Consider the following 1119-nt stretch of genomic DNA (forward strand, 5'->3'; position numbering starts at 1 on the left):
GTCTGCAGGCGCGGCTGCCCCCGGTACAGCGCGGCCCAGCGCGCGCGCACCATCGCCGACATGCTCGGCATGCACCCGGCCAGCACCGCCCCGGCAAACAGCGTCCCTGCCGGCGCCTGCCACGCGGCGGCGGTGAGCAACAGCGCCATGCCGAACACACTGACCGCCGTGGCGACCGGCAGCACGCGCGATTGCCCATGGCGGTCGACCAGGCGTGAGATCTGCGGCGACAGCAACGCGTAGGTGACCACGAACGTGGCGGTCACGGCACCGGCCAGGGCGTAGCTGCCACGCAGCTGCGCGATCAGGGTGATGATGCCGATGCCGGTCATCGGCAGGGGCAGGCGCGCCAGCAGCCCAGCCAGGGCGAAGCGTCGGTTTCCGGGGTCGGCGAACAGGGTTCGGTACGGGGTGAGCATCAGGTTTCTCCAGAAGTCGGCCGTCGGCCCGCACGGGCTGGCGAACATACATACGGCACGTATGAATAAAATCCTATATACATACGGCGTGAATGTAAATAATCATACGCATCGTATGTAAGGAGCTGACCGGATGGCCCGCCGTACCCGTGCCGAGATGGAAGAAACCCGCGCCGCCCTGCTGGCCACGGCGCATGCGGTGTTCACCGCGCAGGGCTATGCGGACGCCTCGATGGACGATCTGACCGCCCAGGCGGGGCTCACCCGTGGCGCGCTGTATCACCACTTCGGCGACAAGAAGGGATTGCTGCAGGCCTTGGTGGCGCAGTTGGACACCGCCATGGATGCCCGGCTGCAGACGATCTCGGCGACCGCCGCCGATCCCTGGGACGGGTTCCGCAGCCGCTGCCATGCCTATCTGCAGATGGCCTTGGAGCCGGACATCCAGCGCATCATGCTGCGCGATGCGCGCGCGGTGTTGGGCGGGGCGTCACCGGAGGCGCAGCGCCATTGCGTCGCCTCGATGCAGGGCCTGATCGAGAACCTCATGCGCCTGGGCGTGGTGGCCGATGCCAACCCGCAGGCGCTGGCCTCGTTGATTTACGGCAGCCTGGCCGAAGCGGCGTTCTGGATCGCCGAAGCGCCCGAGGCGACAGAGCGCCTGGGCCAGGCACAGGCCGCGCTGGATCTGCTGCTGCGC

At 68.1% G+C, this 1119-nt stretch carries 2 protein-coding genes; one reads left to right on the top strand and one right to left on the bottom strand.

Annotation, left to right across the window (positions count from 1 at the left end; genetic code table 11):
- Nucleotides 1-419, bottom strand: a 419-nt coding sequence (locus tag DBR34_RS22585) for an MFS transporter (protein ID WP_343125611.1), incomplete at its 3' end; no start/stop codon positions are given.
- 133 nt (nt 420-552) lie between these two features.
- Here DBR34_RS22585 and DBR34_RS10045 point away from each other — a divergent pair.
- A partial coding sequence (locus DBR34_RS10045) for a TetR family transcriptional regulator (protein ID WP_128096684.1) occupies nt 553-1119 on the top strand: 567 nt, incomplete at its 3' end.

This window comes from Stenotrophomonas sp. HMWF003 (assembly GCF_003061285.1).
GTDB classification, from domain to species: domain Bacteria; phylum Pseudomonadota; class Gammaproteobacteria; order Xanthomonadales; family Xanthomonadaceae; genus Stenotrophomonas; species Stenotrophomonas maltophilia_AP.